Source organism: Corynebacterium sp. HMSC065D07, from assembly GCF_001810695.1.
Taxonomy (GTDB): Bacteria; Actinomycetota; Actinomycetes; order Mycobacteriales; family Mycobacteriaceae; genus Corynebacterium; species Corynebacterium hesseae.
Map to the genome: position 1 here is coordinate 1 of NZ_KV802470.1, position 23,914 is coordinate 23,914.

The 23,914-nt window shown below is 58.8% G+C and carries 20 protein-coding genes and 1 pseudogene; 10 read left to right on the forward strand and 11 right to left on the reverse strand.

Features of this window, described 5'->3' with window-relative positions:
- A partial coding sequence (locus tag HMPREF2760_RS08445; protein WP_148138855.1) for an HNH endonuclease signature motif containing protein occupies positions 1–986 on the forward strand: 986 nt, incomplete at its 5' end.
- Positions 987–1,190: 204 nt separating this feature from the next.
- On the opposite strand, the gene gatA is transcribed toward HMPREF2760_RS08445, so the two are convergent.
- Complete coding sequence (gene gatA / locus HMPREF2760_RS08450; protein WP_070597056.1) at positions 1,191–2,675, reverse strand: Asp-tRNA(Asn)/Glu-tRNA(Gln) amidotransferase subunit GatA; 1,485 nt, start codon at positions 2,673–2,675, stop codon at positions 1,191–1,193.
- Positions 2,676–2,677: 2 nt separating this feature from the next.
- On the reverse strand, positions 2,678–2,980 hold the full coding sequence (gatC, locus tag HMPREF2760_RS08455; RefSeq protein ID WP_070597057.1) for an Asp-tRNA(Asn)/Glu-tRNA(Gln) amidotransferase subunit GatC: 303 nt from the start codon (positions 2,978–2,980) through the stop codon (positions 2,678–2,680).
- Positions 2,981–3,181: 201 nt separating this feature from the next.
- Here gatC and HMPREF2760_RS08460 point away from each other — a divergent pair, with 201 nt between their 5' ends.
- Positions 3,182–3,841 (forward strand): ACT domain-containing protein, encoded by a 660-nt coding sequence (locus HMPREF2760_RS08460; RefSeq protein WP_070525255.1) that lies wholly within the window; start codon positions 3,182–3,184, stop codon positions 3,839–3,841.
- Here the strand turns inward: HMPREF2760_RS08460 and HMPREF2760_RS08465 are convergent.
- From HMPREF2760_RS08465 to HMPREF2760_RS08480, 4 genes are read right to left on the reverse strand one after another with little or no spacing between them, the layout of a single operon-like run.
- Complete coding sequence (locus tag HMPREF2760_RS08465; RefSeq protein ID WP_070525254.1) at positions 3,838–4,596, reverse strand: HAD hydrolase family protein; 759 nt, start codon at positions 4,594–4,596, stop codon at positions 3,838–3,840. The two genes, HMPREF2760_RS08460 and HMPREF2760_RS08465, sit on opposite strands and share 4 nt — an antisense overlap.
- Positions 4,593–5,363, reverse strand: coding sequence for an HAD family hydrolase (locus HMPREF2760_RS08470; protein ID WP_070563073.1), 771 nt, complete (start codon positions 5,361–5,363; stop codon positions 4,593–4,595). Before HMPREF2760_RS08470 ends, HMPREF2760_RS08465 begins: the two co-directional genes overlap by 4 nt.
- A complete protein-coding gene (gene ligA / locus HMPREF2760_RS08475) occupies positions 5,360–7,384 on the reverse strand; it encodes an NAD-dependent DNA ligase LigA (RefSeq protein WP_070563070.1) in 2,025 nt (674 codons plus the stop codon). Before ligA ends, HMPREF2760_RS08470 begins: the two co-directional genes overlap by 4 nt.
- A 53-nt stretch (positions 7,385–7,437) precedes the next feature.
- On the reverse strand, positions 7,438–8,697 hold the full coding sequence (locus HMPREF2760_RS08480) for an ATP-binding protein (protein ID WP_070597058.1): 1,260 nt from the start codon (positions 8,695–8,697) through the stop codon (positions 7,438–7,440).
- A gap of 145 nt (positions 8,698–8,842) precedes the next feature.
- Between HMPREF2760_RS08480 and HMPREF2760_RS08485 the strand changes: the two genes are divergently transcribed.
- The 6 genes from HMPREF2760_RS08485 (at position 8,843) to HMPREF2760_RS08510 (ending at position 12,892) form a co-directional block, all read left to right on the forward strand.
- On the forward strand, positions 8,843–9,514 hold the full coding sequence (locus HMPREF2760_RS08485) for a 3'-5' exonuclease (RefSeq protein ID WP_070597059.1): 672 nt from the start codon (positions 8,843–8,845) through the stop codon (positions 9,512–9,514).
- Between the two features lie 63 nt (positions 9,515–9,577).
- Entirely contained in the window at positions 9,578–10,093 is a 516-nt protein-coding gene (locus tag HMPREF2760_RS08490; protein WP_070597060.1) for an ArsR/SmtB family transcription factor, read from the forward strand.
- Positions 10,093–11,091 carry a serine hydrolase domain-containing protein gene (locus HMPREF2760_RS08495; protein ID WP_070531129.1) on the forward strand — a complete coding sequence of 333 codons (999 nt, stop codon included), beginning with the start codon at positions 10,093–10,095 and terminating at the stop codon, positions 11,089–11,091. Before HMPREF2760_RS08490 ends, HMPREF2760_RS08495 begins: the two co-directional genes overlap by 1 nt.
- Positions 11,092–11,100: 9 nt before the next feature.
- Positions 11,101–11,385 carry a hypothetical protein gene (locus HMPREF2760_RS08500; protein ID WP_070531130.1) on the forward strand — a complete coding sequence of 95 codons (285 nt, stop codon included), beginning with the start codon at positions 11,101–11,103 and terminating at the stop codon, positions 11,383–11,385.
- Between the two features lie 4 nt (positions 11,386–11,389).
- Entirely contained in the window at positions 11,390–11,653 is a 264-nt protein-coding gene (locus tag HMPREF2760_RS08505; protein WP_070531131.1) for a FitA-like ribbon-helix-helix domain-containing protein, read from the forward strand.
- 108 nt (positions 11,654–11,761) lie between these two features.
- Entirely contained in the window at positions 11,762–12,892 is a 1,131-nt protein-coding gene (locus HMPREF2760_RS08510) for an ATP-binding protein (protein ID WP_070531133.1), read from the forward strand.
- Here the strand turns inward: HMPREF2760_RS08510 and HMPREF2760_RS08515 are convergent.
- Complete coding sequence (locus HMPREF2760_RS08515) at positions 12,889–13,797, reverse strand: uroporphyrinogen decarboxylase/cobalamine-independent methonine synthase family protein (protein ID WP_070597061.1); 909 nt, start codon at positions 13,795–13,797, stop codon at positions 12,889–12,891. The genes HMPREF2760_RS08510 and HMPREF2760_RS08515 overlap by 4 nt on opposite strands.
- Positions 13,798–13,905: 108 nt before the next feature.
- Here HMPREF2760_RS08515 and HMPREF2760_RS08520 point away from each other — a divergent pair, with 108 nt between their 5' ends.
- Positions 13,906–14,274: a PH domain-containing protein gene (locus HMPREF2760_RS08520; protein ID WP_070565063.1), complete on the forward strand. Its 369-nt coding sequence runs from the start codon at positions 13,906–13,908 to the stop codon at positions 14,272–14,274.
- 2 nt (positions 14,275–14,276) lie between these two features.
- Here the strand turns inward: HMPREF2760_RS08520 and mnmA are convergent, their stop codons facing one another.
- On the reverse strand, positions 14,277–15,362 hold the full coding sequence (gene mnmA, locus HMPREF2760_RS08525; protein ID WP_070565066.1) for a tRNA 2-thiouridine(34) synthase MnmA: 1,086 nt from the start codon (positions 15,360–15,362) through the stop codon (positions 14,277–14,279).
- A 102-nt stretch (positions 15,363–15,464) separates the two neighbouring features.
- Here mnmA and HMPREF2760_RS08530 point away from each other — a divergent pair, with 102 nt between their 5' ends.
- Entirely contained in the window at positions 15,465–16,307 is an 843-nt protein-coding gene (locus HMPREF2760_RS08530) for a spermidine synthase (RefSeq protein ID WP_070597062.1), read from the forward strand.
- On the opposite strand, the gene HMPREF2760_RS08535 is transcribed toward HMPREF2760_RS08530, so the two are convergent.
- The 3 genes and pseudogenes from HMPREF2760_RS08535 to HMPREF2760_RS08545 form a co-directional block, all read right to left on the reverse strand.
- Positions 16,304–17,458 carry a glycoside hydrolase family 25 protein gene (locus tag HMPREF2760_RS08535; protein WP_070531264.1) on the reverse strand — a complete coding sequence of 385 codons (1,155 nt, stop codon included), beginning with the start codon at positions 17,456–17,458 and terminating at the stop codon, positions 16,304–16,306. The genes HMPREF2760_RS08530 and HMPREF2760_RS08535 overlap by 4 nt on opposite strands.
- A 735-nt stretch (positions 17,459–18,193) precedes the next feature.
- The gene (locus HMPREF2760_RS08540; RefSeq protein WP_070531141.1) at positions 18,194–18,646 is read right to left on the reverse strand and encodes a Panacea domain-containing protein; all 453 of its coding nucleotides are present in this window, start codon (positions 18,644–18,646) and stop codon (positions 18,194–18,196) included.
- Between the two features lie 205 nt (positions 18,647–18,851).
- A pseudogene (locus HMPREF2760_RS08545) lies at positions 18,852–23,883 on the reverse strand (DEAD/DEAH box helicase).
- Positions 23,884–23,914 lie beyond the last annotated feature (31 nt).

The window sequence follows — 23,914 nt, forward strand, 5'->3', positions numbered from 1 at the left end:
AGTCCTTGATTGCTATTGACCAACCCATGTCAGCCCTGACGGCCCTGACGGATGAAACCCTGGATTTTATCGACACCATCCTGGCTGACTTCTTCACCCCTTCGAAACCCAATCAGGCTTTTCCTACCCGCAGCCAAATCAGGCGCAAAGTCCGCGACATCTGTAAAATCCTGGACGACTCCATTGCTTTTCGCGACACCCGCCCCAAAGACACCTACCGTTTCTCCTCCAACGGAACCTCTGCCTGGCTGGAACTCCAGGTTGGGGAAGACACCGGCATTAAACTCGATGCCTTCATCCACACAACCGCCGCAAAAGAAGGAATCACTGTTGCTGAAGCGGTCATCAAACTCTTAAGCGGCGAAATACAACCACCAGCCACCGTAGTTTTACACACCTACCAAGCCTGCGATATTGAGAATGCCCCGACCTTCATTGAAGGCTTTGGCTGGCGGCAAGAGGCTATGCCGCATGATAAAACCCGGGACTTAACCGGCGAGGTAGCCGAAGCAGACGGCTACCAGCCAGGTGTTGTCATGCGCAAACACGTCGAAGGCCGCGACGGGACCTGCCGGGTCGGCGGGTGTGAGAAACCAGCCTTTCTTACCCAGCTTGACCACCGGCACAACTGGGCTGAAGGCGGGCCAACCCATCCGAAGAACCTGGCATGCTTATGCCAAGGACACCACAATATGAAAACCGATGGCACCTTAAAATACCTGCTGGACCCCTACAGTGGGGATGTTATCTGGCTTTTCGCTGACGGTACCTGGACCATCAACGAAGCAGAAGGACCCCTGGCACCAAAACAAAAACGGTGGGCGCAAACAGTCGCCCAACACATCACCGCCACCAGGAAACGTGTGCGCGAAGAAGCCCAACACCTCAAACAAGAACTCGACGACTACGCACAACAACAAGCCAAAGCTAAAGCCGAAACCAAGACCAACACCGACACTGACAACGGCGAGGACATCCCCTTCTAAACCCCGTCGATTCAAACGACGACGATGACGAAGAACAGGGGCCTAGCCCTCGTCGAATCAAACGACGACACCACTCCAAACAACCGAAAGGACAAGAAGCCAAGAACACATCCACCGTCGAATAAAACGACGAAGACCGGCGGCCTCCCACGTTTCCGTGAAAGGTCACCGGCTGAGGAGCACTACAAGGTGCAGTTCTGTGCGCTACTTGCGCCCTGCTTCGTAGGCGGCACCAACCTTGTACAGGCGGTCATCCTTGAACGCCGGAGCCATGATCTGCAGGCCGGTCGGCAGATTGGTGTCAGACGCCAAGCCGGAGGGTACAGACATGCCGCACACGCCGGCAAGGTTCAGCGGCAGGGTGCAGAGGTCGAAGTTGTACATCTCCATCGGATCCTCAACCTTCTCCCCCAGCTTGAAGGCCGTGGTCGGCGTGGTCGGGGAAACAAGGACATCGACCTGTTCGAAAGCGCGCTCAAAGTCCTGTGCAATGAGGGTGCGCACACGCTGTGCTTGAAGGTAGTAGGCGTCGTAATATCCGACGGATAGCGCGTAGGTACCCAGCATGATGCGGCGCTTAACCTCAGGACCAAAGCCAGCAGCGCGGGACAGAGACATAACCTCTTCCGCGGAGTGGGTTCCGTCATCGCCCACACGCAGGCCGTAGCGCATGCCGTCGAAGCGGGCCAGGTTGGAGGAGACCTCACACGGCATGATGAGGTAGTACGCAGCTAGTGCATCGTCGAAGTGCGGGCAGTCAACCTCGACGATCTCCGCGCCCTGGTTCTTCAACTGCTCAACCGCAGCGTGGTAGGCCTCCATCACGCCCGGCTGCCAGCCGTCGCGCTCGAATTGCTTGATCAGGCCAACCTTGACGCCGGAAAGGTCGCCATTGGCGCCTTCCTTAGCGGCGGCGACTACCGGGGCAACCGGCTTATCCACGGAGGTGGCATCAAAAGAATCGTGTCCAGCAATGATTTCGTGCAGCAGTGCGGTATCCAGAACCGTGCGGGCAGTCGGACCTGCCTGGTCCAGAGAGCTTGCAGCTGCGATGAGGCCGTAACGCGACACCGTGCCGTACGTCGGCTTGACACCAACGGTGTTGGTCAGTGCAGCAGGCTGGCGGATCGAGCCACCAGTGTCAGTACCGATACCCAGCGGAGCCTGGCCCGAGGCAAGAGCCGCAGCAGTGCCGCCACCGGAGCCGCCCGGAGTGCGCTCCGTGTCGTAGGGGTTGTGCGCAGGGCCATAAGCAGAGTTCTCATTGGAGGAGCCCATCGCGAACTCATCAAGGTTCGTCTTACCCAGAATCGGGATACCTGCCTCGCGCAGCTTGGTCACCAGCGTAGCGTCATAAGGTGACACCCAGCCCTCCAGCATTTTGGAGGCGGCGGTCGTGGGGGCGTCGGTAGTAACGAGCAGATCCTTGAGCGCCAGCGGCACGCCAGCCAGAGCAGAGGCGGGTTCTTCGCCGGCGTCGAGGGACTTATCGACGGCGTCGGCAGCCGCCAGTGCTTCCTCCGCGCCAACATGGAGGAAGGCGTTGAGCTCGCCATCGGTCTCCGCGATGCGATCCAAGAATGCCTGAGTAACTTCGCGGGAGGTGAGCTCACGGGAGTGAATCTTCTCAGCCAGCTCGGCGGCGGTCAGTGCGGTAATGCCCTCGGTGGGCGCAATGAATTGTGCCATTCTTATTCGTCTCCTCTACCCAGAATCTGCGGAACCATGAAGCGGTCATCTTCAGCTGCCGGCGCTTGGTCCAGGGCCTGCTCGGCGGTGAGGGTGCGCACAATAACGTCCTCACGCATTGGAGCATGTACGGAGTGCGGGTGCGACATTGGCTCCACACCTTCAGCCTCGACCTTGCCCACCGCGGACACCGAGTCCACGATTTCGTCGATCTGCGCGGCGAACTGCTTCAGTTCTTCCTCGCTCAGGGCCAATCGCGACAGCTTTGCCAAGTGCGCGACCTCGTCACGCGAAATATCAGACACGCGAACTCCATCCTTTTATTCATTGAGACGGTTGATAGCTAAGCACCCATGGTACTGCACAGCTGTTGCCGCGCCACCACCACTCCTCCCCTAAGTGAAGCTCATACTATTGAATAGTATTCGACAGGTTGGGTAACATCGATCGAGTTAGAAAGCCAAATATCCCCTCCCTACTTATTCACCTTCCCCAGAAAGAACGATATGTCGTACCTCGTCCGTGTCCTACTCCCTGACACCCCCGGCAGCCTTGGCCTCCTTGCCAACGCGATGGGCAGCATCGAGGCAAATATCCGCTCCGTCGACATTGTGGAGAATTTCCCAGACGGTACGGTCATGGATGACATCGTCTTGGATCTCCCCCAGTCCACCATGGCGGATGAGATCATCACGGCAGCACAGACCGTGGAAGGAGTCGAGGTCGACTCCATTCGCCCCTTCAGCGGTCGCGTTGACCGCCGCGGGCAAATCCACGTGCTGGCCAAGGTTGCCGCACAACGCAACGTGACGGCCGCAATGAGTGAAGTCTGCGCCGCCATCCCCAAGGCGCTGACGTCCAATTGGGCCATTGTCATCGCGAACGACGAGAACATCAGCCGCATCGCCGCGTCGGACGCCGCGCCTGCCGACGACGGCTCGATCCCCACCGACCTCAACATCACAACGGCTCGCGTGCTCAACCCTGAAAAGGACACGTGGATTCCGGAATCCTGGACGCTCATCGAATCCGCGCTGGCCGCTGCTCCCCTCGTGGGAACGAACTACGTGGTGGTGATGGGCCGCGTTGGTGGACCCGATTACCTCGCCTCCGAAGTTGAGCACTTGGGTGACTTGGGTGCCATCTTGGGTGCGTTTCTTACTTAGCGGGCAAGCAACGAGTTGAGTCCCGCGGCGACATCGGGGACCACGTGGTCCACCTCTTCGGTGATCTGCGTTCCCGGGAACGTGAAGGACTCGGTGGCGATAGAGTGCATCGAGAGATCATTGAAGCTATCGCCGAAGGTGTAGAGTTCAGCTTTTTCGTGGCCGAGATGATCAAGCAACCGCGTCAAGCCCTCACCCTTGTTATGGCCAGGTGGCATGATGTCGTAGAAATCGCAGTTAAAGGATGATTCGACGGCACAATTCTCGCGGACCCACTCGTCCACCTCGCGGCGCAGCTCAGGGTTGCCAGGGATCCACAGGGACAACAACACAGTGCTGCGCTTGGCGACGTCCCCCGGATCCACCACTTCCGTATTCGCCACCATGGAGGACTCGCGTCCTGCGAGGCCATCCCACGCTACCTGGTCGGCTCCAGACAAGCCTGTGAGGTAGATATTCAACGGCAGGCCGGTGAAACGAGCGACAATGGACTGCACAACCTCACTCGGCAGATGCTCCTCGTGCAGGATGGAATAGTCGCCGCCGGTGATGACTGTCCCGTTGTAGAGCACGTGGTAGTCCAGCTCCACGCCGAAGGGTTCGAGTGTGTTGCGCGCATTGGCGATGGACTTGCCCGTCGCGGAGACGGCCAAGTTGCCTGCGGCACGCCACTCAGCGATGGCTTTTTGTGTGGCCTCTGTTATGTCTTCGTTGACGTAAACAGTGCCATCCATGTCTAAAGCCGCAATCTTCATGAACCGTAGTGTATTAGACCTTCAAAGGCTGAGTCCACAACCGCTGAGCACGCCTTGTGGATGTCGGGTTGCGCCCAGGGGAAGGTGAGGGAGACGTCGGCAAGCGCATGCATGGGCAGGTCATTGTGCCCGTCCCCGAAGGTGATGAGCTCAATGTTAGAGCGCTCAACTTCCAGGTGACGAAGCAGCCAAGTCAAGGCAAAGCCCTTGTCGTGACCGGGCGGCATGATGTCGAAGAAGTTGCGGTTCATCGCGGTACCTACCGGAAAGCGGTCCGTGACCCACTGCGCGATCTTCCTCTGCAGGTCTGGGTTGCCCGGGGTCCAGGCGGCAACAAGCGGGAAGACCTCTTCCTCAATGCGTGACGGCGGGACCGGCACGGGCTCACTGATGATGGGGTTGTGCACGCCCGCCACGTTGCGCACGAGGTAGCCGTCCGGGCCTGTCAAACGTGTGCAGTAGAGGTCGAGCTTTGGTGTGTCATGCACCCGCTCATACACGGCACGAACCACCTCGGGCGGTACATGGTTTTCGTAGAGCAACTCATAAGAGCCATCCATGATGACGGTGCCGTTGCAGAGCAGGTAGTAGTCAAAGTCAACGCCAAAAGGCTCTAGTGCACGCCGAGCAGAATGAGGAGACTTGCCCGTGGCCACGACAGCAAGGTTGCCCGCAGCGCGCCAACCGGCAATCGCCTCCGGCACGTCTTCGGGCATGTGGCCATCAAAGTAGATAGTGCCGTCCAGGTCGAAGGCGGCTAACTTCATGCCTCGCCCGTTTCAAGGAGGCGGTTGAAGCCTTCCTCATCCAAGATGGTCAAGCCAAGGTCGCGGGCCTTCTGTTCCTTTGAACCGGCGTTTTCTCCGACGACGACATAGTTGGTCTTCTTCGACACCGACCCGGAGGCCTTGCCGCCACGGGAGATGATGGCCTCCTTAGCGGAATCGCGACTGTAGTTCTCTAGGGTTCCGGTCACCACCACGGTGATTCCCTCCAGCGTTTGCGCGGGCTTATCGCTGGATTCTTCCTCCATGGTCACCCCGGCGGCGGTCCACTTCTGCACGATGTTGTCGTGCCAGTCCACCTCGAACCATTGCTTAAAGGATTCCGCGATGATGCCACCCACGCCATCAGTATCCGCCAGCTCCTCCACCGATGCCGCGCGCAGCGCCTCCATGGAGCCGAACCGCGTGGCTAACGCACGCGCGGCAATGGGGCCAACGTGGCGGATGGACAGCGCTACGAGCACTCGCCAGAACTCAGCCTGACGGGCGGTCTTGAGGTTCTCCAGCAGCTTCTTGCCCGAGGCGTTGAGCGCGCCCTTCTGGGTGGTGTAGACCGAGGATTTAAGGAGTGCTTCTTCATCGAGATCAAAGAGTTCTGCCTCGTCCACGAGCACTCCGGAAGAAATCAAGTCCGCCGCCGCCTTCTCCCCCAGCTCACCAATGTCAAGCGCCTTGCGGGAGGCCAAATACTCCAGACGCGCCGCCAGCTGCGCTGGGCAGCTGCGGGTATTCGGGCAGCGCCAGTCCTGGTCGCCTTCCTTCTGCGGTGCCAGCTTCGTGCCGCATGCAGGGCAGTTCTCCGGGAAGACCCAATCGGTCTCACTGCCATCGCGCTTGTCTAGGACGGGGCCGAGAACCTCAGGGATGATCTCTCCGGCCTTGCGGATGACAATGGTGTCCCCGATGAGGACGTTCTTGTTCTTGACCTCGAACTGGTTGTGCAGGGTGGCCATGGAAACCGTCGAGCCGGAGACAAAGACTGGTTCCATGATGGCGAAAGGCGTCACGCGCCCCGTTCGACCGACACCGACCTCAATGTTAAGAAGCTTGGTGGTGACCTCCTCCGGTGGGTACTTATACGCGATGGCCCAACGTGGCGCACGTGAAGTCGCTCCTAAGGAGCGCTGGCTGGCCAGGTCGTCGACCTTGATGACGAGACCGTCCATCTCGAAGTAAGCATCGTGGCGGTGTTCCTCCCAGTAGGTCACGCGCTCTTGAACCTCCTTGGCGGTGGTGACCCGCTGGGTATAAGGCGACACCGGGAATCCCCATGCCTCCAAGGCCTGGTAGGCGTCGTGTTGCGAGGCTGGTTGGAATCCTTCGCGCGCGCCGATGCCGTGGCAGACCATGTGGAGCCGGCGCTTCTTGACGTCCTCCGGGTCCTTCATGCGCAGTCCGCCCGCGGCCGCGTTGCGGGGGTTGGCAAAGGTGGGCTTACCATCCTCGCGGCGTGCGGAGTTAATTTCCTCAAATTCATCCGGGCGCATGTACACCTCGCCGCGGACCTCTACCAGGGAGGGAACCGGGTATTCTTCGCTGCCCGTCAGCTCACGTGGGATATCGGGAATAACACGCGCATTAGCAGTGATGTCCTCACCCACGCGACCATCACCACGCGTGGCGGCCGTGGCAAGCTTGCCGTCACGATAGACCAAATCGATGGACAAACCGTCAATCTTGAGCTCGGTGAGATAGGCCTTTGCCGGGGTGCGGTCCAGCCAGTCCTGCAACTCGTCAGCGCTAAAAACGTTGTCCAAACTGTACAGGCGTTCCAGGTGCTCGATGTCAACGGCGCCCTCCGGGGCAGCGCCCACCTGCTGGGTAGGCGAATCCGGAGTTTGAAGCTCCGGGTGTTCCGCTTCCAGCGCCAGCAAGCGCTGGAAAAGGGCGTCAAAGTCCGCATCCGGGATCGCCGGCTCGCCGTTGTAGTACAGCTCGCGGTGCTTGCGCACTTCCTGGGCAAGCTCGGACCATTCGCGTTGGATATCTACTGCATCACTCACGAGTCACTAGTGTAGCGGGGCTGCCGGACACAGCATGTTCCTGGCCAAACGTCCTATCCACGCCACAAATATGACATCGGTAGCGCACAAAGTTTGTCTCCCAAGGGCTGCACATAGGGAATCGGAGCCAAGACAAATCCTCCACGGAAACGGGGCCCTAGTTTCTCGCTCAGTGCACGCAAATGCCGAACCTGTCCTGCCTTGACTGTCGCACCGGATTTAACCTCAAGCGCAGCGATGCTATTGTCCGCGAATTCGATGACAACATCCGCTTCCATCCCGGCACTATCACGCCAGTGGAGCAGCTGATGCTGACTTTCAGCCCAACCCTGCTGGGCAGAAAGTTCCTGAAGGACAAACCCTTCCACTAAATGCCCTAGATGCGACTGCACCAGCGGATTCATGAGCATGTCTCGAGTTTGCCCCGCTAACCAGGAAGCCAGACCGGAATCAGTGACCCAACTTTTGGGCTTGGATATTTCTCGCGACGTCAGATTTGATTTCCACGCTTTCACCTGTGAGGAAAGAAACAGCCTTGACAATGTATCGAGGTAGGAGCGGACAGTGGACGCTGGGATTTCCGCTTCACGCGCGAGCTTCGCCGGAACTAACTCCCCCGCCTGATGTGCTGCGAGTAGTCGCAACAACGATTGCAACCTTCCCGGCTGTGCGCTTTCCCGGGATAGGGTTTCTTCAATCACCGTGACATGTGAAACATAAGACTCGAACCAAGCTCGGCGCATACGATCTTGCAGATCTAATGCAACCGGATAGCCGCCCTTCAGCACTTTGTCCACCAAGCCAGCTCGATCTACTTGTTCCGTAGGAACAGAACGCACAGGCAATTCGACGAGCTCATCGAGCCTATCTACAAAGGCGCCGTCACTGACGGTTTCACAAATTTCTTGTTGGCTCAGTGGGTGCAAATGGAGATCAATAATTCTTCCTGCAAGGGAATCCTTCTTACCCACTCCCCGAGCAAAATCTGATGAACCAGTAATGATAAATCGACCTGGCCGGCGGTTCCTATCCACCTCGGCTTTTAACGGCAGTGTGAGCTCGGGAAGCCGCTGAATTTCATCAATAATCAGCGTTGCGTCACCACCTTGCTGCACAAAGGTCATCGGATCCTCTTCCGCTAGTGAGAGAGCAGCGGGTTCATCCAGCGTTACATACACAGCACGTTCAAGGCCGAGATGCCTTGTCAACGTCGACTTGCCAACCTGCCGTGCGCCCGTGACGTGGACAACGGGTGAGAAGGTCAATGCTTCTCGGGCAAAACCTTCCATACCGCGTCTAATATACCGTTCCATAAATAGCACTCTACCTGCAGTTGGTCATTCTGCAAGGCTTTGTCCGTCATTCTGCAAGATATTGATCGTCATTCTGCAGTTCTATATCCGTCATTCTGCAGGACTTCCACAGTGCATGTCCGAGCCGGGCGCTAGAGTGTTGTCCATGAACTTCGACGCCACCCGTATGCTCTCCTTCGACCTCGAGACCACCTCCGTAAAGCCCAAAGAAGCCCGCATCGTCACCTCTGCCCTGGTTCGTATCGACGGGCGCGAAGTAGACAAGCGGGAAATGCTCGCTGACCCTGGCGTGGAGATCCCCGAGGAGGCCGCGAAGATTCACGGCATCACTACTGAGAAGGCCCGCGCGGAGGGTCGCCCGCACGACGAAATCCTCAAGGAGACGGTCGATGCCATCTACCAGGCCTGGGAGGAAGGTCTTACGCTCATTGTCTACAATGCCGCCTACGATCTCTCCGTACTGCGCGCGCTGACCGGGGATTTCACGGTCAATGGTCCGGTATTCGATCCTTTCGTCATCGACCGGGTGAAGGACAAGTGGCGCAAGGGCAAGCGCACCTTGGAGGAGGTCTCCGCCCACTACGGCGTGGAGCTGAGCAACGCGCATGAGGCTACTGCCGACGCCCTCGCGGCCGCCCGCGTCGCTTGGAAGCAAGTGCGCCAGCACTTCCCCGAGCTAGCACAGATGGACACCAACGAGCTCATGGAATACCAGGCCGTCGAGTGGTACAAGGACCGCGAGTCCTTCAAGAAGTACCTGGAAGGACGCGGTCGGGATGCCTCGGATGTCTCCACCGCGTGGCCGATGATTTCTTAACTCCAGTACCCAATCCTCAACTAATCCTTGCCAGGTTTCTAGATTTCTGGAATTCTAGAAACCATGGACACAACAGTCGAAGCACGCCTCGCCGAGCTTGAAGCGCGCGTCGCCGCGCTCGAGGGGCGCACGAACACTGCCGACGCCAGACCTACACCCACCACCGCTGAAGAAGACTCGACCTACTGGCTGGTCGACGCCCTCGCACCCAACGAGCAGCTTCCCGACGGTTCCGTCATCTTTGGCGGCAACATAAACGTCGGCAAGCGCTCGTACGCCTATCAATGGCAGCGCCCCACCACGTTCGTTACCGATGAGAGCTGGGCGGAGAATCTCGAGCGCCTCTCCGCGCTGGCCCATCCCGTCCGCGGCGAAATCCTCCGCCGCCTCCTCGCCGCACCCGCCACCGCCGCCGAGCTTGTCGAAGAAAACATCGTCTCCTCCACTGGCACCGCTTACCACCACTTGAGCGCTCTAACTCATGTGGGCTGGACCACGAAGTCTGGCGGCGAATACTCCATCCGCCCGCCCCGCGTCATTCCCCTGCTCACTATTATCACCGCAAGCGAGGACCATTAATGCGCAAAATTGTCTTAGCCGTTATCACTGCTATTGCCGTTGCCGCCGTCCTGCTTGTCGCAGGCCCACAAAGGATTACGCTGGCACAAGACAAGACTGGCGACGAAGCCCTAGCCACCCAGCTGGAACAGCACTCAGAGTCCGGCTTCCACAACCTCACCGCCTTCACCCTCCAGGACGGCAAGGCCACTTTCGCAGGACTGGGCAGCGACGAGCACACGGAGGTCGAAATTGGCTCCGTCACCAAGATGTTTACCGGCGAGCTAGCCCACCAGCTCGTTGAAGAGGGGAAGCTGAGCCCCGACACGACCGTCGGCGAAGTCCTCGAGATTGGCGATGCACCCGTCGCCGACGTCACCGTAAGGGAGCTACTCGACCACACCTCTGGCCTTCCTCGGCTGGCCAGCAACGATGTTCTAGGCAGCCTCATTTCGGCCATTACCGGCGCCAACCCTTATGAGGGCGAAACCACCGAGGACATCATGGATGCAGCCACGAAGTCTAAGTTGAAGGGCCGCGGCGAAGAGTCCTATTCCAATCTTGGATACGGACTCTTGGGCCACATGGTGGAAACCGCCGCTGGACAGCCTTATGAGCAGATGCTCAAGGAGCGCATCTTCAAACCGGCCGGCATGACGGAGACCTACCTCATGACGCCGGGCTCTGTGCCTGCCGACGCTCCACGGGGACTTACCGCCACCGGCCGCCACGCTGCCCCCTGGGAGATGGAAGGCTCCGCACCTGCGGGAGCGATCCGCTCCACGGCGAGTGACATGGCCAAATTCGCTGAGTGGTTTATGAAGAACGGCGATATCGACTACGGCTGGCAGCCTCCCAGCGAGGACAATGTTGGGTACTGGCACAACGGCGGCACCTACGGTTACTCGACCATGCTCATCATCGATCCGGAAACCAAACGCGCCGCCTTCGCCAACAACGATTCCCTCGCCGGCACCGAAGACCTTGCCCAAGCTCTATTCGACGAGCTCGCATCCTAAGGAGTAAGCATGTTCCTCACCGTAGCGCTCGCCGTCATCACCGCTTCGGAGCTCTGGGCCGCATGGAAGGCCCTGCGAAAGCCCCTTTCCACGGCAAATCGCCTCGTCACCGCAACGATTGCGATCCTCGCCATACTCTTCATCGGCTACGTCATGCCCTGGCATACCTCGGTCAGTTTTGGCTGGTGGTACGCCCTTGTCGCAGCCTGCTCGCTACACATCGGCGCGGTAGCTTGGCAGGCCGTGCAGCCTTCTAGCCACGCAGACGCTGGTCAAGAAGCTCCCGTACGATAGCACTATGAGCTCCTCCCCTACCTGCACCGTTGAAATCCCAGACGTAGACAGTACAACCATCGCAACTCTTCAACACCGCGCCGCTAACGCTGGTGTTTCCCTCGAAGACTACGTGCGCAACATCCTCACTATGGCCGCGTCATCCCCATCCACTGCCAACAGAAAGTCCATCGAAGAAAAGGCGGCCAAACTCTCCCGTCGTGCACCTATCGATATGAAGGGAGACTTCGACGTCGTCGCCGCAATCCGCGCCGGACGAGACGCATAGAGGACTAGGGAGATCGTTGGTCTCTCTAGTCGACACCCTCAGAAAAGTCTCCCAAATCTCCACCTTTATAAAAGTCTCCCAAATCTCCCAATACTCTAGGATGAAGCTATGTCCCCGCACGAGAATCCCTTCCGCCCCACCTTCGGCGTTCCACCGCTATTCTGGGTCGGCCGCACGGCAGTGCTCGACACCTTCCGCGCAGCGCTTGACTCCCAACCAGGCAGCCCGGGCCGCTCGCTCATCATCAGCGGCGCCCGCGGTATCGGCAAGACGGTCCTGCTCAACGAGATAGAAGATATCGCCTCTAGTCGCGGGTGGATCACATTGCGTGCCTCGGGACGCAGCTCCATGGTTGACGAGCTCGTTGACACCACCATCCCGCGCATCATGGACAAGCTGGCCCCGGCGGACAAGCACAAGGTCAACCGCGTCGGCATTGGTGGTGTGGCAACCATTGGCATCCAGCACAACACTGAGGAAGCCTACAAACCCACGTTGAACACCCGCCTGCGCGAGCTTTTAGGCATGCTCAAAGGCACTGGCGTGCTGTTGACCATCGACGAGGTACAGGACGCATACGCGGAGGACCTAACTTCCCTGGCCGTGACCTACCAAGACTTGGTGCGCGATGAGCTCGATGTCGCTATTGTCGCCGCGGGCCTTCCGCAGGGAGTCAACCGACTGCTGGACCTGCCGGGCGTGACCTTCCTACGCCGCGCGCAAAGGTTCGTTCTGGGCCCGCTCTCCCCCGCGAACGCCGAGGTGGCCTTCACCGAGACCGCCGCACAGTCCGGGCTTGAATTCACCGATGATGCGGTAGCAGCGGCGGTGCGCCTGTCGCGCGGCTACCCCTACATGGTGCAGCTGGTGGGCTCACTGGCTTGGAGAAAGGCGCAGCGCGAGGGTGGGAGCAGTATCGAGGAGAGTGACGTCGCAGCGGTGTCAGCCGAGGCTATCTCGGTTTTGGGTGCCCAAGTCCACCAGCCTGCTACCCTTTCGCTTCCACCGGCCCAGCGCCTCTTCCTCGAGGCGATGAGCGCGGTCATGGAGGACGGTACGGCAGAAATCAAGAACATCGCCGCGCACCAGGACCGGACGGTGCGCTCCTTGTCGGCCACGCGCCAGCGGCTTATCGACGCCGACCTCATCGAACCCACCGCCCACGGCCAGCTCCAGTTCGTCATCCCGTATATGGAGTCTTTTTTCACCGCGACGGATAGCTTGGGGCGGGTTGACTAAAGGTCACCGGCATCGCGAGTGAGGATGCCGGCGGTCTCGGTTGCCGAGCGCAGGGATCTGGCGGAGGCCTTGACGGGATAGACGTCGAAACGGTCGACGAGCAGGTCGCGCGGCATGCCGATGCGGTCGAGGTGCTGGGCCAACGCGATAGCCTCCGCGCGGGCATCGGAACCTTCAATGCCCAGACCAATCCGGTGGCCCGCGTTAAGGTGTTCGCCCAAGCCATCAAGGTGACGCGGGGTCTCCAGACCGCGGAAATCCGTGAGGAAGGTCGTGGCAGCAGGCGCTAGCGACCACAGCGGTGGGGCGTGTAGGTAGTCTGCTTCGAAGGATTGTAGGAGGTCGAGCGCGACCTCATCCGGGACCGCCGGGATGGTATCGAAGTCGGTAGTGCCGGGGATTCGGCCGGCGATGATATCGGCAAGCAGGGGCTCGTCGAGCTGGACGACGACCTCCCCGTGGAAGCGACTAGCGACGTCCTCGGCGTGTGCATGGAGGCCGTGGCGGAGGGCGTCGGCAAGCTCGGTGAAGGCCCCGCGGTCGGTGAGCACGCGGTGACCATCGGAAAGCTCAATGCTCGCCGCAAGCGACCAGGGGCCGAGTGCTTGCACCTTGACGCGAGGCACGGTCTCGCCCCAGACTTCCTGGACCTCGTCGAGGTCGCGTTCCAAGCGGTCCCACGTGCGGCGGGTCAGCAGCTGCGGGCGCGCAGTCATGCGCCACGAGCGCGGGCCGCGGTCGATGGAGATGGCCTCCAGCATGCTGGCCGTGCGGCCCACCGCGTCGGAACCGAGGCCACGCTCGGGCAGCTGCGGGATGGCAGGAAGTTCGGTCTCCCCCATGATGATGTCCGCGGCCTCCGCCATGGAGGTGCCGGGCATGGGGCCAAGGGCAAATCCCGTCATCCGTTCTCCTTCCCGAATGTTTTTCTTCTAATACCGAATCAAAGACTACTGCGACATCTATAATGCAATTCACAAACCACTAAGTCGCAGATAGTAAAGGATACTCCCGTGGCACTTGAACAGTTTTCTGGCTGGACCTTCTATTCTCCTTGCGAGATTCCGAGCGATATTTCGTCAGTTCTCGCAGCCAACGAAAAGCCCATCTGCGCATTTAAAACTGTCCGAGACGCAGCGGTCTTCACTAGCCACCGATTGATTATCCGAGATTCTCAAGGTCTCACTGGAAAGAAAGTCGAAATCTATTCTCTCCCTTACTCCTCCATTAATATGTGGTCGACGGAGAATGCAGGGAAGCTCCTAGACGTAAATGCTGAACTGGAGCTCTGGACACGAGCTGGCCACTTCAAAATCAACATCGGGCCCAAAGTCGATATTCGGGCACTCGATCGACTCATCGCTGACTGCGTGCTTCGCTAAAGCTACTCGGTTCCGCAGATGGTGCCGGAGCCCAGGACAATATCGCCTAGCTCGTCCGGGCTCGGTAGGTAAAGCACGGCAGCCTGGCCACGAGCCACGCCGGAGAGCGGCTCCTTCAGTTCCAGCGTCATGCGGTCGGCTTCGCGGTCCACGTGAGCGTGGCAGGGAACGACGGAACCGTGGGCGCGCACCTGCACCTCGCAGTCGAAGTCACCTTCCATCGCGGGGTGCAGGTACTTCAGGCGGTCGGCCTCGATACGGGTCACGGCCAGGTCTGCGCGCGACCCGACGGTGACGGTGCCGGTGGCCGCGTCGATGTCGGTGACGTAGCGCGGGGAGCCGTCGGCAGTCGGCGTCTTGATGTCCAAGCCCTTGCGCTGGCCGATGGTATAGTTCCACGCGCCATCGTGTTCCTTGAGCTCATTGCCCTCGGTGTCCACGATCATGCCTGGACGCAGGCCGATGGAACGACCCAGGAAGGCCTGGGTATTGCCGTCCGGGATGAAGCAGATGTCATAAGAATCCGGCTTCGCCGCCGTGGAGAAACCATGGCGCTTGGCCTCCTCGCGGATTTGCGGCTTCGGGGTATCACCAATCGGGAAAAAGCAGTGGTCCAGCTCTTCCTTGGTAATAACGCCCAGCACATAGGACTGGTCCTTATTCTCATCCAGGGAGCGGCGCATGTAGCCGTCGTCATCGATAGTGGCGTAGTGGCCCGTGGCCACCGCATCAAAGCCGAGTGCCATGCCCTTGCGCAGGAGAGCTGCGAACTTGATCTTCTCGTTGCACCGCAAGCAGGGGTTCGGGGTCTCGCCGCGGGCGTAGGAGTCAACGAAGTCACCAATAACGGCTTCCTTGAACTCCTCGGAGAAGTCCCACACGTAGAAAGGAATGCCGAGCTTGTCACAAATACGGCGGGCATCGGCGGAATCCTCCAAGGAGCAGCAGCCGCGCGCCTTCTCACGAGTCTGCTGCGCATCCTTGTGCAGGGCCAGGTGCACACCAATGACCTCGTGGCCCGCCTCCACCGCGCGTGCGGCTGCGACCGAGGAATCGACGCCGCCGGACATGGCTACCAATACTCGCATGCTTTCCCCTTCTTCCTTCTTTCGTCCACTTAGGCTAGTCGCGGTGTACCCCATACCCCAACACACTGAACTCACGCTCTATTCCCTAAGCTAAAAGGCATTATGGGAAGAAAGCGCAACAAGACCGATTCAATCGCGGGCACCTACGAGATTTCCACGGGGGAGCTTGTCGTCGAAGCCGACCCGTTCCGCGATGGCGCCTTCATCTTCAACATCAACGGCGTACCCTCCTCACACCTCATCCCCGAAGAGCCACGCACCCTCGAATTCGAGTACATGCGTTGGATTGCTGCAGCGGTAGAAAACCTAGCGCCTGGCAAGCGCCTGCTCCACCTGGGCGGCGGTGGCTGTTCTCTCCCCCGCTACTTCGCAGACCTGTGGCCGGATTCCCACAACACGGTGGTGGAGCTCGACGCGAAACTGGCCGAGCTCATCCGTGAGCTAGTCGATATCCCTGCCGCTCCCCGCGTGAAAATCCGCGCCGGTGAGGCACGCGCGGTGACGGAAGGCTTCCCTCCGAATCGCTTCGACGTCATCATCCGCGACGTCTTCGCCGGCGCCGTCACGCCGGAGCCTCTCACCACCCAAGAGTTCTTCCAGCACGCCCACGCCACGCTCACTCCGGGCGGGCTTTACGTTGCCAACTGCGGTGACCACTCCGACCTGCAAGGGGCGAAGGCAGAACTCGCCGGAATGGCAGAAGTCTTTGCACACGTCGCCGTTATTGCCGACCCTCCCATGCTCAAAGGCCGGCGCTACGGCAACATCATCCTCATCGGCTCAGACACCGAGCTGCCTGTCGACGGCTCCCCGCAAGCCGCCGCGCTTGCTAAACCACTGCTGTCCGGTGCGGTGCCCGCGCACTTCCGCGACGAGTCCTGGACCCGCCGCTTCTTTAAGGGGGCTAATCCGCGCCACGACGCCCCATCACCGCGTAGCGATTAACGCAGACTATTGAGCAGATCCGCCACTTGCTTGGAGTCGAGATTCGGCACCGCAACGCCTGCGGCGTGACCCGCACTGCGCGCGGCGCGGTCGGCGTTCTCCACGTCCTGCTGGCTGACATTATCGGCATCAACATCCTGCAGGTGCTGCGCATTGTCCAAGAAGATGGCCAAGTCACCAACGCTAGCGTCATTGTTGGACATGTCTTTGAGGTCATCGGCGCTAATAACGCCGTCGTTAAGCAGCTTTTCCGCTTGCTTGATAAGACCGGTCGCATCGACATCGAGCCCCGCGTTCTTGGCGGCATCGGCGACGGCCGGCACGGCCACAGCACCCGCTGCCAGAGCCAGGATTCCAGCGATCAGCACGCCGGCGTCGTCGCCTAGGTCAATACCCGGGATGACCATGTCATCCAAGATGCCGCCGAAGTCGATGTAATTGCCACCGGAGAAGGACTGCAGCTGTGCCTCAGTACCGTTAAAGAGGTTCATGTCAACATCGGTTTCGATACCGGCAACGCGGCCGCTGCCGGAGCGCTGCCAGAAGGCCAACTTGTCCCAGCCTCCGACTGGGTCCGGCGCGGTGTCCTGGTAGGCGGCCAGCCACAGCGGGTACTCGGAGAAGCGTGTGGAATTGCCCATCTGGCCCATCCAGAAGTACTTGTAGGTGTACAGCATCGGCGTGCGGCCGGTTAGGGTTTTCACCTCAGTCATGAAGGTGTCGATCCACTCCTCCAGCTGAGCTGCGCTCAGGCCCTCATCGACCTCAATGTCCAGCACCGGCGGCAAGGTTTGCGTCGGCACCAGCGCAATCTGGGAGGCGAAGCTCGCTGCCTGCTGCTTGGCATCACCAGCCGGGCGCGCGTAGTGGTAAGCGCCGACCTTCAGACCAGCCGCTGCGGCGGCATTGGCATCGCGTACGAAGTGGTTGTTAACAAACCCAACGCCTTCAGTGGCCTTCACAAAGGCATAGGACTGGCCATCAGACTTCACAGCGTCCCAATCGATTCCGCGAAGGGACGCGTGGTTATTGCCGGAGACGTCCACACCGGAAGGCGCGTAGGACGGGATGGCAACGGCGGTGGATACGGACAGTGCCACGGCCGCTACTGCGGTAACGGCGGCGGTAACAAGGCGACGTGCATGGCTCATGCGCGCCACACTACCGCTTTAACAACATGAGTAACAGATGCAACACGCAAAACTCTAAACTCGTTTGCCACAGTTTTAACACCGCCACCAACGCCGTCCCGATAAACCGGTGCAGCGAAGGAACGGGCAATGCTTGGCGACGCCCCTACGAAAGGTCCGGTCATCAGGACTAAGAGCTTCAACAAAGTTGTCAGCAATCGGAAGACTGGAGCCGCTCCAGTTATGTGTGTCGCTTTTTGACCGGATAAACCTTGTGCTCCGGGTCGTACCAAAGCACACGAAACAGGCTTCCTGAGCGGAACCCCCACAACCGGCAGGCACCACTCAATCTAAAACGGAAGACTCGTTCTTCATTTTGGTCCAGCTGTCGTAGTCGATTCTGCGCAGCTTTACTCAATTCGTTTATTGCGTGATCATGGTTGCGTCGGTGCCCCTTGGATCCTTCGTTTTCACACTCCGCCCAAGTCTTCTTAGTTAGATCATCAAGGAACTTTAGTAGTTCCACTGTCTCGTTGGCACTCAAATCCCACCGGCGCCCGTCACCAGCACCGGGAACTTCGTCTATCTCCCTAGCCGTCCAACGAACTAATTCGTTCTTATATGAGGCATCTAGTGTTGCGCTCACCGGAACCTTTTTATCATCAGCCGTGGCAACCAGAGGCGGCACGTATTTTCCACCAGCGTTATTCCTTTGGCGCGCAAGCTTCTTTTTCTTACGCTTTCCGCTTCCCATCGTTATGCGCTAGCCGCAGATTGCATGGCACTGTAAAAGTCTTGCATGACCTCTAGGCTGACTTCGTTCGTGGAGGGAGCGCCATCTGCAACGCCCACGCGCGCCTCGCGCCACGGACGTTCATTATGAGACAAATCGCTCAGCTGCTGACCGTTCAAGTGACCATAAGCAGCTAAGACTGCATCAATGGTGTCTTTCTCATCTGCATTTAACTGAGTAGAGTCACCGGGAAACATGTCAGTGCTCGCGGTGAATTCTCCGCGGTGGCACTTATAAAGGTCACGGCAAACAGGACCGTTAGCCCATGCCTCTATGCGGGAATTGAACAAGGGCTTTTCATCCCACACGAGACTCCATGCTTGGGCGTAGTAAACGAGCTTCTGGAGCTTCATAGTGCTTACACCAGAATCAACGTTTTCCAGAATGTAACGAGCTACATCGTTGACGCGCGCCATATCCAGCTCCTTTCGCCCTTGTCCTGGTGCATGTTTCTACCCTTCACTTTCTATTATCCACCAGACTGTGCGTGCACCAACAGATACACGAGAAGTCTCGTGTGCGTCCCCCCATCAGTGTGGCATAGGCAAAGAGCCTACTCGCTTTACAAACACCACTTGACTCCTTATTACCATACATCTGGCGGACAAATTTGGCTCCCGACTACTTGGAATTCAATCCATCCACAATCCGTACCGTCTCCATGGCCACGCGCACGACTTTCCCGATCAGGTCCACGATGTAGCGCGGATTGCCTACCTCGTCGGCCCAATCGTTCGGGTCATTGACGATGCCCGAAGCCTTGTCTTTCTTGACCTGGTATCGGTCAATCAGCCACGCGACTGCCGAGCGCGAGCCCAGCATGTACTCATCCGCTTCTTCCGGGATACCGGCGATGGTCACGCGCTTGTTGTAGATCAGCTTCGTCACGTCATTGCCGTTCTTTCCCGTCTCCGGATCCTTGCGCTTGGCCCACTTCATCTTGAGCACGCGCCACGTCTCACGGTCGGTCTCATCGCCCTTGACTTGAATGTCCAGTGTCCACGGCTCCACGGTCTCATAGTCGACGTGAAGGTCCATCAGCTCTTGGCCAGCAGCCGCGAACGTGTCGAACTCCGCACGCAAGCTCGGCGTCTCAATATGCGGGAGCATCTTCTTCAAGTCAGCCGCGTACTTCGTGCGATAGACAGGGTCATGCAGCTTGCCGTAGACAAAGTGGAAGATGTCATCGCCCGTGATGTCCGCACCCAACGCATCACGGTAGAGAGCCTTTATCTCATCAGTGATGTTGTCCACGCGCACGTAGCCGTCGACGACTTCACCAATCGAACCGTAGATGCTGGCTTCTCCCTGCTTGACCGCGGTCCCCTCACCGAACAGCCCACCGTCGTCGGCTTCGACGGCGGCCCAGGTGAAGCGGGGGAAGAATTGGCCGCCCGACCCTGCACCAGTCACATGTAGATCAGGCAGCAAGTTCGTTGCGATCACAGAGAAAGGAACAGCTGAACCATTTCCAACTTGATAGAACCCGATGTTTCGGTGCACTGGGGTCGGGAACATCGACGGGAGCTGGTACGTCATGTCGTTCAGCGACTGCTCAAAATACCCTCGCTGTTTCATAAACGGGCGGTAGAGCGAACCGTAAATACGATCAGGCTGAACGAGAATCTCAGCGCCTTTAGCAGCTAAATTTTTTAGCGTGCGATTCCAAGACACCTTTGTTATATCTGCGTATTGTGGATGCACTCGCAGGAAAGCCGTTACATCCTGTTCCTTGGGTTTAGTGATCCCTTGGTCAACTAACCATTTTTGAAGCGAAGTTGTTGCTTCAGTGTATGTACCAGTCAAGATCCCCAGCTTAGAGAGCAATTGGCCGTCGGTCTGCGCATAGGCCCAAGCGTCACGAGCAGTTGACAGGCCGCGAGAATATACTTCGAAAACCTTTACCGCGGCACCATTCTTTTCGCCAACAACTGGCCATTTCTCGAACTCTTCCGACCGCTGATTAAGCCAGTCGCCTTCCCTGTTCGGCGAAATTTGTTGCCATTCCATGCGTTCCACGGTTGAGTTTTCAACGATCTCAAGTTTCTCATCACGGGTAGCACAATCGGGGGTCTGTACATAGTGCAAATCAAAGCGCGTCTTGTTCGGGTCCTTTACTCCGATAAAGATTGCGATCGTCGTCTGTGAACCGGCCCCAAAGATCTGACCTCCCTCTGCTCGCCAATTGGAGTTACGCATATTGCCACGAAGGTTGAACACATAGAGGTCGGTGAAGTCTTCCGCCATCGACAGGCGCACTCCGTCGCCGGTGTTGCCGTCGATCCATCCGCCGTTAGAGACGAACGCAACGACGCCCTGGTCGCCAATGCGGTCAGTGGCCCAGCGGAAAGCTCTTAGGTAGGAGTCGTACAGCGAGTTCTTATTGGTCGCGGTGGACTTTGCGGCGTACGTTTCCGCAATGCGCTTATCTAGGCTCGGGTACTTCAGGTTTGCATTGAGGTCGTTCGCGGACTTCTGCCCTGCCGAATACGGCGGGTTACCAATCACAACGTTGATGGGCGCTTGCTTCTGGCGCTCGATGGTCTCATTGTTCTCGCGGAAGATATTGAGGTCTGGGATGTCACCTTCCTCGTGGATCTGGAATGTATCGGCCAGGGCTATGTTGGTGAAGGGCACGTACTCGGGTGCGGGTTCGCCATTGCGCAGGGCTGCCTCTTCGCGCAGGGCGTTGTAGGTGGTCTCAATATTCACCGCTGAAACGTAGTAGGCCAGCAGCATGATCTCGGTGGCGAAGAGCTCGTTGGCGTACTTGCGGGCGAGGTCCTCCGGCTTAATGAGGCCGGACTGCAGCAGGCGGACCGTTAAGGTCGAGGTGCCAGCGAAGGGGTCGAGGATGCACACGCCCTCATCGGTCAATCCCTTGCCAAAGTGCTTCTTGGACACGTCATCGGCGGCACGCAGGATGAAGTCGACGATTTCGACTGGGGTGTAGACAATGCCGAGGGCCTCAGATTGCTTCTTGAAGGCCTTGCGGAAGAAACGCTCGTAAAGCTCCTTGATGACCTGCTGCTTACCGGAGGCAGAGTTCACCTCAGAGGCACGGACGCGAACGGACTCATAGAACTTCTCCAGGGACTCGGTTTCGGTATCGAGGTTTGCCTTGGACAAAGCCTTGACCATCTTCTCCATGACCTGGGCCACGGGGTTGTGGGTGATGAAGTCATGGTTCTCAAAGAGCGCGTTGAAGACCGGTGCCGTAATGAGGTGCTGCGAGAGCATCGAGATAGCGTCTTCTTCGCTGATGCCATCGTTGAGGTTGTTGCGCAGGCCTTCGACGAAGGTGTCGAATTCTGTGCGTAGGTCTACATCGGCGCCATCGAGAAGCGCCTTAATGCGGGTGATTTGGTTCTCCGCAATCGTGGCAACGTCATCTGCCCAGTCTTCCCAGTAGGTACGGCTGCCGACCTTATCCACCAGCTTGGTGTAGATAGCTTCCTGCCACTGCTCCAGAGAGAACAGAGCGATCTGTCGAGTAACGGCAGATGGGTCCTCCCACGCGGAAGAGCTATCCGAAGAGCGCTCAACATCGCTCGCCTTGAGCTTCTCCCGCGGATCTTCTTCTGCATCTTTGCTGGCGTTCGGATCATCGGGAATCGGATTGACCGGGATTGGAATGATAGGAAGATCTGGGTCTTTACTGTCGTTGAGCGCGATGGAGTTAATCTTCGCGTTGAAGCGGTCATCGTGGGCGCGCAGAGCGTTGAGGATCTGCCAGACCACTTTGAAGCGCTGGTTGTCGTTGAGAGCTTCTGCTGGAGAGACATTGCTGGCCACGGCCACGGGCAGAATGATGTAGCCGTAGTCCTTGCCCTCCGACTTGCGCATGACGCGGCCAACGGACTGGACCACGTCCACCATGGAGTTGCGGGGGTTGAAGAAGATAACGGCGTCCAGCGCCGGGACGTCTACACCCTCAGAAAGACAGCGCGCATTGGTGAGCATGCGCGACTGTTGCCCCCCCCCCTGAAGGAGCCTCCAGCCACGAAAGCTTGGTGCCGCGCTCCATGGCATTCATGCCGCCGTCGACGTGCTGGGCGGCGACGTGGAGATCGACGTTGGTGAGGGAGACGTCGTTAAGCACTGCCTTTTCTTTGAGCAGTTCTTGGTGGGTGCCGATGAGTGAGGGGTAGGTCTCCGCAATGAGCTGGGAGGTCTTGATGTCCTTGGCAAAGGCCACGGCGCGCTGCATGGGCTGGGCGTCTTCCTCAAAGCCGCCCTTCTTGCCCTGCAATTCACCGGAGCGCTTGGCCAAGCCGTTCCAGGCACCAATCATGGCGGAGGCGAGTGAAAGGTTGACCTGGTTGTTCTCACTGTGGGCCATGGCTTGGGCGGCCACGGATTCATCCACGGTCATGACAAGCACCTTGTAGTCAGTAAGCAGCCCCTTGTCCACGGCTTCGCCAAAGCCGAGGCGGAAGAACTCTGGTCCGTAGATGGCTTCATCATCCATAGAGGCCAGCTCCGCGGAGTGCTCTTCGGCCTTGCCCTTGACGGCTTCGTCATAAAGGCGCGGGGTGGCTGTCATGTAGAGGCGCTTGGCTGCCTTGATGTAGTCGGCATCGTGGACGCGGACAAAGTTGCTGGCGTCCTCACCGGCCAAGGTGATGCCGGTGGTGCGGTGGGCTTCATCGCAGATGACGAGGTCGAAATCATCGAGGCCTACCTGCTGGGCATCTTGTACTGCCTGGATGGACTGGTAGGTGGAGAAGACGATATTGAGGCCCTTGGCGCGCTTGCCGGATTCAAAGCGCGTGGTGATGTCCTTGCCTTCGGTGGAAACTGGGACCTCAAGGTCATAGACGGCGATGTCCTCGGCCTTCTTGGAGACCTTGCTGTCGGAGCACACCGCGAAGGCGCGCATGTCGAGGCGGCCCTGGGCGGTCCACTCCTTCAAGGTTTGGGAGAGCAAGGAGATGGACGGCACGAGGAAGAGAATCCGGGCCTTGCCGCCGTTGTCCTCAGCGACGCGTTCCGCCAGGCGCAGGGCGGTGAAGGTTTTTCCGGTGCCGCAGGCCATGATGAGCTTGCCGCGGTCATGGGTCTTGAATCCTTCGATGGCTTTGTCGATGGCCGCCTGCTGGTGTGGGCGGGGTTCAAAGGTCTCGCGCTGGGAGAGGTTGATCTGGATGGTTTTATCGCGCACTTCCGAGCCAGGGAAGGCCACGTCCCAGTTGATGGGTGATTCCGCGATGGCGGAGATGCCAATGCGGCTGGTTGGAATGATCTGGTTGGACAGGGCGTCCTCCGCATGGGAGGACCAGTGGTCCGTGGTGGAAATAATCAGGCGGCTGCCGAAGTGCTGGCGGCCTTCTTCCGTTTCGAAGGAATGACCGGAGGCTTCGAAGAAGGAATCCAGGTGGGACTTCTGGATACGCGCCTTGGAGTCATAGAACTTGCATTGGATGGCGGTCCATGTGCCGTCATCGATACGGCGGGCCACCAGGTCAATGCCGGTATCTGCCTTGCCGCCGTTGTAGCGCCAATCTGTCCAGCGGCAGACCGCATCGAACTGGCTCTTCAAGGTCGGGTCAGTCTTGAAATAGTTGACCATCAGCTTCTCAAAGGCAATGCCATATTTTGCCTTTGGTTGGTTTTCACGCAGCTGGTCTAGGACCTCAGAGAACTTCGACATGAGAACATTGTGCCCGAAGGTGTGCACGAGG